7 protein-coding genes are annotated in these 8,901 nt (G+C 48.4%); 2 read left to right on the top strand and 5 right to left on the bottom strand.

What is annotated here, in order from left to right; translation table 11 throughout:
• Positions 1–162 precede the first annotated feature (162 nt).
• On the bottom strand, positions 163–1,401 hold the full coding sequence (locus QUA13_RS19705) for a Zn-dependent hydrolase (RefSeq protein WP_333201165.1): 1,239 nt from the start codon (positions 1,399–1,401) through the stop codon (positions 163–165).
• Between the two features lie 97 nt (positions 1,402–1,498).
• Here QUA13_RS19705 and QUA13_RS19700 point away from each other — a divergent pair, with 97 nt between their 5' ends.
• Positions 1,499–2,002, top strand: a complete 504-nt coding sequence (locus tag QUA13_RS19700; protein ID WP_333201162.1) for an allophanate hydrolase-related protein — start codon at positions 1,499–1,501, stop codon at positions 2,000–2,002.
• Positions 2,003–2,084: 82 nt separating this feature from the next.
• Here QUA13_RS19700 and puuE read toward each other — a convergent pair whose 3' ends face one another.
• The 4 genes from puuE to QUA13_RS19680 all read right to left on the bottom strand — a co-directional run bounded on the left by puuE (position 2,085) and on the right by QUA13_RS19680 (position 7,646).
• Positions 2,085–3,008, bottom strand: coding sequence for an allantoinase PuuE (gene puuE, locus QUA13_RS19695; protein ID WP_333201159.1), 924 nt, complete (start codon positions 3,006–3,008; stop codon positions 2,085–2,087).
• 105 nt (positions 3,009–3,113) lie between these two features.
• Positions 3,114–3,827: a GntR family transcriptional regulator gene (locus QUA13_RS19690; protein ID WP_333201157.1), complete on the bottom strand. Its 714-nt coding sequence runs from the start codon at positions 3,825–3,827 to the stop codon at positions 3,114–3,116.
• Positions 3,828–4,104: 277 nt separating this feature from the next.
• Positions 4,105–6,342, bottom strand: a complete 2,238-nt coding sequence (locus QUA13_RS19685; RefSeq protein ID WP_333201154.1) for an iron uptake porin — start codon at positions 6,340–6,342, stop codon at positions 4,105–4,107.
• A gap of 182 nt (positions 6,343–6,524) precedes the next feature.
• A complete protein-coding gene (locus tag QUA13_RS19680; protein WP_333201152.1) occupies positions 6,525–7,646 on the bottom strand; it encodes an ABC transporter substrate-binding protein in 1,122 nt (373 codons plus the stop codon).
• A 421-nt stretch (positions 7,647–8,067) separates the two neighbouring features.
• Here QUA13_RS19680 and QUA13_RS19675 point away from each other — a divergent pair, with 421 nt between their 5' ends.
• Positions 8,068–8,895: an ABC transporter ATP-binding protein gene (locus QUA13_RS19675; RefSeq protein WP_333201149.1), complete on the top strand. Its 828-nt coding sequence runs from the start codon at positions 8,068–8,070 to the stop codon at positions 8,893–8,895.
• Positions 8,896–8,901 lie beyond the last annotated feature (6 nt).

Genomic DNA, 8,901 nt, shown 5'->3' with positions numbered 1-8,901 from the left:
CCCTTATTCTCTCCCAGCGCGGTGGCTCTAGTTCTTCTGAAGCCACCTTTCTCATCTTTATTTAGTCTAAACTACAGTTATTATCTGTCATCTGAATTTTGTCAACTAACCTATGTTTTTAGGACGTTTTGAATTGCTGAAAGCATCGCTTATTCTGCTGCCCTAGTCGTAAAGCCGATCGAGCTTCAAGAACGTTTGCAACAGCGCATTTGCTCCCTGAGTACACTGTTCGGGGGAAGTATATTCATCTTCTGCATGGCTGATGCCGCCGCGAGAAGCAACGAAAATCATCCCCATATCGGTAAACCGTCCGATTTCTTGAGCGTCGTGTCCGGCGCGGCTGATTAAATGCGTGTAACTCAAGCTTAATTCCCGGCAAACTTCTGCAATTGCATTTTGAATTTTTGGTGCTGCTAGCGTCGGCAATACGTGCAGCATTTCGGTCATTTCAACTTCGGTTTGGGTGGCAAGTGCGATCGCCCCAAACTCCTGTTTCATTTTAACTAACAACTCTTCCAAATGAGTTTGAGATATATCGCGCAAGTCGATTTTAAAATCCACCTTTCCCGGAACAATATTTGTAGCATTCGGCGACACATTTAAGTAACCCACCGTTGCTACCTGTTCTCCGGGTGTTTCTACTCCCAACTTGTTGACTGCCAGTACCATTTGGGCAGCAGCTACGAGCGCATCTTTTCGGGCGTGCATGGGCGTAGATCCGGCATGATTCGGGCGGCCCGTTACCGTCACTGCATAGCGGTACTGTCCGACAATGCCTTTGACTACTCCTATTTCGTCGCCGGTACTTTCCAAAACGCCTCCTTGTTCGACGTGCAGTTCTACAAAAGCTGCTATTTCTTGGGGATGGCGTTTGGCATCCCCAATTTTTGACCAATCTCCGCCAATTTTTTCCAAGCAAGTTTCAATGGAAGTACCGTCGCTGCGTCGGTAATATGCCGCATCGCTGATTGTATTTCCGGCCATCGCTTTGCAGCCGATAACGGTGCATTCTTCGTCAGTAAATACGATCGTCTCAATGGGATGTTCCAAGCGCACGTTATTTTCGTGCAGTACCCGCACCACTTCAATGCCTGCCAAAACTCCCAAAACTCCGTCGTAATGGCCGCCCACAGTCACGGTGTCGATGTGAGAACCTGTGGCTAGCGCTGCACCTTCGCGCTTTCCGGGATATCGACCGATAATATTCCCCGCCGCGTCAATGCGAACTGTCATCCCTGCTTCTACCATCCAAGATTCAACGAGTTGGCGGGCAAGCAAATCTGCTTTGGTAAATGCTACCCGACTGACGCCTCCTCCCGGTAGTTTGCCGATTTGAGCGAGTTGGGCGATGCTGCGGTTGAGGCGCGACCCGTTGACTGAAAGTGTAAATGTAACTGTCATCTAAAGTTCTGCTATTGATTGATATAACTAATTGTTGTATACTGTATGCAATAGCATTTAAATAGGCGAAACAATGTAGCCTTGTTTACAAAAATCGATGGCTTTGGCACTTAAACTGCTGTATGCAAAACACAGTAAGCAGAATAAAGGCGATCGCGGCCATTTAACTGTACAAAAAAGCACAATTTTTTATCGGGTGGATATGACTCAAACAGCAATTGCAGCCAAACGAGTGTTCATTTGCGGTTCTGCCCTTCGGGGTCAGCCGGACAACAGCAACCTTGGAGAAGCCAAGTTTATCCGAGAAGCGAAAACTCGTCCGATTTACCGCTTGCACTCGGCAGAAAATGGCTGGCATCCTGCAATTTACGAAGTGACCGCCTCCGGCGTATCAATTCCGGGCGAAGTGTACGAACTGACTCCAGAGCAATTTGAACAGCTTGCAGCCGGAGAACCGCCGTATATGTATCCGTCGGATGTGGTTTTGGAGGACGGGGAAGTGTTAACGGCTTTCTTGTACCCGCGGGAGTTAGTGGAGAAGTACCAGTGGCTGGATATTTCCGATCGAGGTGGGTGGGCCGCTTATAAAGCGGGTTCGTAGGGACACGGCACTGCCGTGTCCCTAGGGATTTCAGAAACGGCACTGCCGTTTCCCTACGGATTTCAGGTTTGTAGTGAGGACTTCAGTCCTCCTTGGAGACTATCGGCTTGTGATATTCGTGCCAGTGTCGGGCAATATCAATGCGGCGGCATACCCACACCTTTTCGTGCTGCTGCACGTAATCCAAAAAACGCGCCAGGGCAGCAGCGCGCCCCGGCCTGCCCGCCAAACGGCAGTGCAGTCCCACACTCATCATCTTGGGTGCTGTCTCGCCCTCGGCGTAGAGTAAGTCGAAAGCATCCCGCAGGTAAGCAAAAAACTGATCGCCGGAATTAAACCCCTGACTCGTGGCAAACCGCATATCGTTGTTGTCGAGGGTGTAGGGAATGACTAGGTGGGGTCTGGCGCACTCGTACACCCAGTAAGGCAGGTCATCCGCGTAGCTGTCGGCATCGTAGAGAAAACCGCCTTCCTCGGCTACTAGCTTGCGAGTATGGGGGCTCGTGCGCCCGGTATACCAGCCGAGGGGACGGCTGCCCGTAACTTGCGTATGGAGGGCGATCGCCCTGTGCAAGTGTTCCCGTTCCGCTTCTTCTCCAAAATACTTATAATCGATCCAGCGGTAGCCGTGACTGGCAATTTCCCAATCGGCCTCTAACATCGCTGCTACTGCTTCGGGATGCCTTTCTAATGCCATCGCTACTCCGTATACTGTTACCGGAATTCCCCTCGAAACAAACATCCGGTGCAGCCGCCACAAACCGGCCCGACTGCCGTATTCGTAACAGGATTCCATATTCATGTGGCGCAGTCCCGATAGGGGGACGGCCCCGACAATTTCTGACAGAAACGTTTCCGAAGACGCATCTCCGTGCAGGATGCAGGTTTCTCCGCCTTCTTCGTAATTGATGACAAATTGCACGGCTATGCGCGCTCGATCGGGCCATTTGGGGTGGGGCGGATTTTGCCCGTAACCGATTAATTCTCGCGGATAATTTGCTGACATATTACAGTGCGAGCGTCCCGCTCGCGATCGTTAATTGAGATTGTCGCGAATTGAGATTGTCGCTCTGGCGATCGGGAGAGATTCTTTTTAATGGTAAGATCGCCTTTATTTTAACTTATCTATTTTTCCGTGCTGCTGTTCTATCTCCTGAATTTCTTTAATTACCCGCGCTTTGCTGGCGATTAAATGTTCTTTAATTGCTTGCCCTGCGGCGGCAGCATTCTGTTCGCTCACAGCTTGATAAATGCGGCGGTGTTCGCTGCGGATTTCCAATACTCCCGGATTGTATTCCATTGTGCGGAGCCGCACTAATATCATTTTGTCAAACACCTGATCCAACAGAGTTACCAACCAAAGATTGCCGGAACTTTGCGCTAGCAAGCGGTGAAATTGGCAGTCTGCGTACAGCAATTGATAGTTGGTGAGTTCGCCCGATCGCAAGGGTGTTGTACTTTCTGCCTGCTGGACGATCGATTCGAGTTGTTTCAATTGAGTTGGTGTCGCATTTTGACTCGCCCCGGCCACTGATAACTGTTCCAAAGCGATGCGGCAATCGTAAAGATCCGCAGCATCGGCGATCGAAAGCGTAGCGACGCGCAATCCATTATTCGGATCGGCCGTCACTAAATTCTCTCGTTGCAGTTGGCACAAAGCTTCTCTCACCGGAGTTCTGCTGACGTTTAGCATTTGGGCCAGTTGTGTTTCGATCAGGCGTTCTCCACCTGCTAATTCCCCCGACAGGATAGCAGTTCGGAGAGCTTGGTAAGTTTGTTCGTGGAGGGATTGAGTGCGGCGAATCGCGCGAAATGAAAGGCCCAAAATCAGTTTTCCTTCAGTTTAAAATAAAGTTAGTTTACTATTGTTAAAAAGGGTTGATTCAGCCTCCTATCTAAAACTTTTATGTTAAATGAGAGTTTGTTTTGGCTGACTCATTATCAATGATACAGCACATTGACGCTTCTGTAGCAGATAGGTATAGATTGCAGGTGACCTTTGTAGGGACTATAGATTGTACGCGACACCTGTAGGCACACGGCAGTGCCGTGTCCCTACCCGCACCTGCAACTATAGGCACACGGCATTGCCGTGTGCCTACTTAAAAGCTAAACTGAGTGCGAAGATTTCCGACAAATACAGTGGGGTTGCCATCAAAATTGTTGGCATTGAAAATAGCGTAAAATGCCGGGACGATCGCAATATTATTAGTAATCGGGTAATAGTACGAACCCTCTACCTCGTACTGAGTACCTCCATTACCCCCGCCCGAGAGCAAAAATCTGCGACCCGATATATAATTGTGGGGAATCACAAATGAAAGTACACCCAGCGCGCCCTTTTTTCCCAAATCGGGAAATCCCATCCCGACTTGAAAAGACTGTACTTTAATATCTCCGCCAGAGCGATCGCGATTTACCGGATTTACCTCAAGTTGCCCGTAGGAATACCGCCCGAATAAACCAAAATTTCGGGTCAGCAACCAATCAAAATTGACAACAAAAGCATCTGCACCGGAGTCTCTAACTCTTCCCCCAAAACCGTCATCTGCATAGCCGTAAGGCAGCGGCTCGCCCACTGCTCCGCCGATGAATCCATTATAAGGTTTGAGGCTCGATCGCGCGTAAATCAGCCTGAGATTGAAAGAGTTGCTGGGAGAGTATTCTAATTGCGCTGTAATCGTGTTTGAACTGTTGAACAAACCATCGCTGGGATTGCTAGCGGTATTAAATACAGCAGGATTCAAAAATTCGGTATTTTCAGCCATATAAGCAGCCGTAAACCTGACTGGTTTGGCAATTTGCCAAATGACAGCAGCACCCGATCCGCGATCTACTGCATTCAACAATGTACTTCCGTTCGAGTTAAAACTCGTTGCTCCTCTGAGAAAAAACGTGAAGCGGTTGCCGTCAAAGTATCGATAATAATTCAACCGCGGCCCGATCGAAACTTGAACTTTATCTCCTATCGGAAACGTGTAGGACATCTCGCGAATTCCCACATTATTAGCCGCAGGCACGCCAGTTTGATCTAAAAACGGCGTTCCCCAAGAGTTGTAAAAACCCGCCGATACCAGTTCGTTCGCAGGCGAGTTGCCGTTGCCGAAAACTAACTGAGTCACCAGGGAATCTTTGCCCGTAAACGAGGTATTTAGCGTCAAGAAAGCGTAGTAGCTAAAAGTAGTTTCAGGTCGATCGCGATCGACGCGAGTCGGTCGATTGTTTGCATCCCGAGTTGGGGGAGCAAAGGCGCTGTTCGGGGCAGTGCGGCTGCGTTCGGCAGTGATGTCGCCTGTGGGAAATGCTGATGTGAGGTTGAACCAAACCGTAGCATTGAGTTTCGTTGTGGTCGAGAATTGATTAGATTCTAGCTCCGCCGTGCGAGCTTCTAATACATCGACTCTACCGCGCAGCGTTGCTAGTTCTGCCGCAAATTCTTCTTGCAGTTTCTGAAATTTTTCTAAATCTTCTTTTTTGACAAAATTCGAGGTTCCGCCTGTTATCAACTCGGAAATTTTATCGAGGCAAGCGTTCAAGCCGGCGGCGAATTCGTAGCGAGTCATAGCTCGATTTCCGCGATAGGTGCCGTCGGGATATCCTGCGATGCAGCCGTAGCGTTCAACTAATGATTGCAGTGCTTGAAATGCCCAATCTGTGGGTTTGACATCGCTGAGTTGGGAAACTGAGGTGACTTGCTCTATTTCGGAAGCGTCGTTTATTTCTAGGCTATCTATCTGTTGGATATCGTCAATACTTGCCGGCGCCAGATTTTCCTGCGTTTGCATTGACTCTGCCAATACGTTCGCTCCGCCGGATTCTTGGGCTGCTGTTTCTGTAGGTTTTACCTCGTTTTCTTGAGAAAATGCTGAAACTTTTTCCGGCTCTGTTTCTGGTTGATTTTTGGGTGCGATATCGGCGGAATTTTCTGGTGTGACCGCTGGATTTATCTGGGTGGGAATTGGTGCGATCGCAATTTGTGCTTCGCCGGATTCTTCAGTTACTATGTTGGCAGGTGTAACATCGTTTAGCTGAGAAACTGATGTGACTTTATCGCTGTCTGGAGTGAGTAAATTATTCTCCTGTTGTTGTCGATCGTTTAGTTCTATCTGGGCGGCTATTTCTGGCGTTACCGCAGGGTTTATCTGTGTTTGACTTGGTGCGATCGCCACTGGCGATGCAACCAATTCTGCTAGCGGTAACTCTGCTGTCAGGGCTTTTGCTTCCTCGGTTTCAGCAGCGGCAATTTCCGCAGCAAAGCTGGCAGGACAATGCAGAAAATTAATACAAAAAAAGGCTGGCGTTGCTGTCAGCAGGATTTGGAAAAACAAAAATTTAGACATGATCCTCACACCGTAAATAGCGAAATTAGAGGCAGAGCCTCCGGATCTGCGTTACCAGGCTCTGCCTGGTAACGAGTAGAATACCCCTCGATTTCTTAGTCCGCGCAGGCGGACTTTGTTTGTGTAGTAGCGGTTTCAACCGCCGAGCGATCTCGGACAACGGCAATATATTCGATCGACTTTTAAGTCAAGGGTTTGCGATCGGCAGCAGCAGGTAAAGCCCGCTCCTCTTTTGGAGGCAAATAGCTCTCATCAAATATCTGATTAACTGGCGGAGCTGCTATTTGCAAGACTTCTGCTACTTGTTTGGCTGTGGCTTCCAGACGAGTTGGATCGACTCCTCCCAAGCCAACTTTTTCAACTTCGGGAGTGACGTACAGCCTTTCTAAAGCAATTTGCAGGCGGCGCTTTTCCGCATTTTTGTCCATCAAGCTATCTCCAGCTTTCACCACCGATTCCAATCCTGCTGCCGGATCTTTTAATGTATCTTGAAGTCCTTTAAAATACGCTCTCAAAAAGCCTTTTACTACTTCTGGATTTTTTTCTAAAAAGGCTTTTTTAACAACGATCGCATTTCCGTACAAATTTAAACCGTTCTCGGTGTAGTAAAAGACATTCATATCTTCCGGCTTTTTGCCTGCTTTTTCTAATGCAGGGATTATCGTTGTTGCAAAGCCGCTCACCGCGTCCACATCGCCTTTAATTAATAATGTTTCGCGCAGCTTGGGCTCCATTGTAATCCACTCTACCGAGTCTGCCTGCACGCCCGTTTTTTGGGCAAATACCGGCCACAATTTGCGGGGTGCATCTCCTGCGGGAGCTCCTAGCTTTTTGCCGGCTAATCCTTTAGGATCTGCAATGTTGCTCGACTTGAGGGCAACAATTGCAAAAGCCGATTGGTTGTAAGGTATTGCAACTGCTACTACTGGATCGTTTGGATTCTTGGCGTTGAACTCCATCATCGAGTAAATATCGCCAAATCCGAGCTCGAATTGGCCTGCTGCAACTTTGGTAATTGTGTCAGATGAACCGTAGCCCCGCTCGATTTTGACATCCAATCCTTCGGCTGGGAAATAGCCTTTTTCAATGGCAATTGTTAGCGGTGCATTGTCGCCTTGCAGCAGCCAAGATGGATTGACTTTGATACTGCGTTTCTGTGCGGTGTCAGCGGCCGTTGTTGCTGTTGTTCCCCCGGATGCAGGGGTGGTTGCGGCATTCGGCTGCTGAGATTGGCAGCTACTCAGGATGACTGGACTTGCAATCAGCACTAGGGATAGCGATCGTACTAACCACGTATTTTTCATGGAGAAAAGCTTGCTATTTGGACAACCAACCAAAGAAAAAACCTATTTAGCCCGCCAAACACGATCGCTAATCTCTGCGGATCTTGCGTCCAAGTTAAGCAGCGCTCTGGCTTGCCGTATACCGTATACTCTAATTAGTTGACATACTGTATACAAAAACACATTTTTTTGGTTTTTGTCAAACAACAATTAAATAGATAAGTTGCTCTTTTCGGATGCACTAGCTGATGCTGCGATCGCTTACTTGTTTATGCGAAAGTTTGTAGTATCTGATACAGCACAATTCCCAATTATCAACAATAAATAGATAAATTTGAAATAGTTTTTGTATACAGGATAGAGGTGACGGGATAATGTTGAGATAATACTGTTTACCGCATCCTCATCTGATTTTCTATTAAAGAAAGGAGGTAGACTAATCGTGGTACAGCCTAAAATTATAACAGATGCGATCGAAACGCAAGAACCGACTCTTTTGGAATTCGATCGGGTGGGCTTAGAGTATCGAGTTGACGGGCAACCGAGGCGAATTATTGACGAGATTTCTCTGTCGATCGCCCAGGGGGAATTTGTGTCGTTTGTGGGACCGAGCGGCTGCGGTAAAACTTCTATTTTGAGGATGGTCTCCGGGCTATCTCCAGCGCCGATCGGCGAAATTCGGATTCGGGACAAAAAGATTACCAAACCGCTCAAAAATGTCGGAATTGCGTTTCAAAATCCCGTGCTGTTGCCTTGGCGAAATACCCTCGATAACGTACTGCTGCCGCTGGAAGTAGTGCAGCCTTACAAGCGGGAATCTAAAGATCCGAAGCGGCGCGAAAAGTTTGTGCGCCAAGCCCAAGAATTGTTAGCTACAGTCGGATTGCAAGACTTTCAGAAACAGTTTCCCTGGCAATTGTCGGGAGGAATGCGGCAGAGGGCTTCCCTGTGTCGGGGGTTAATTCACCAACCGGAAATACTGCTGCTGGACGAACCTTTTGGGGCGCTAGATGCTTTCACCCGCGAGGAAATGTGGGTGATGCTGCAAGATTTGTGGATGCGGGTGAAGTGCGTTTGCATCCTGATCACTCACGATTTGCGGGAGGCAGTATTCTTGTCGGATACAGTTTATGTAATGGGCCCGCGTCCGAGTTCGATCGTCTATAAAGTCAAGGTCAACCTGCAACGTCCCTGCACTCTAGATATGATGATGTCGGATGAATTCAACCGCATCGTTGCAGAACTGCGCCGCCACATTCACCGCAATTAAAAACGA

The sequence above is a fragment of the Microcoleus sp. S28C3 genome, assembly GCF_036700785.1.
GTDB lineage: Bacteria > Cyanobacteriota > Cyanobacteriia > Cyanobacteriales > Microcoleaceae > Microcoleus > Microcoleus asticus.
This window is presented reverse-complemented; position numbering and strand designations above follow the sequence as displayed.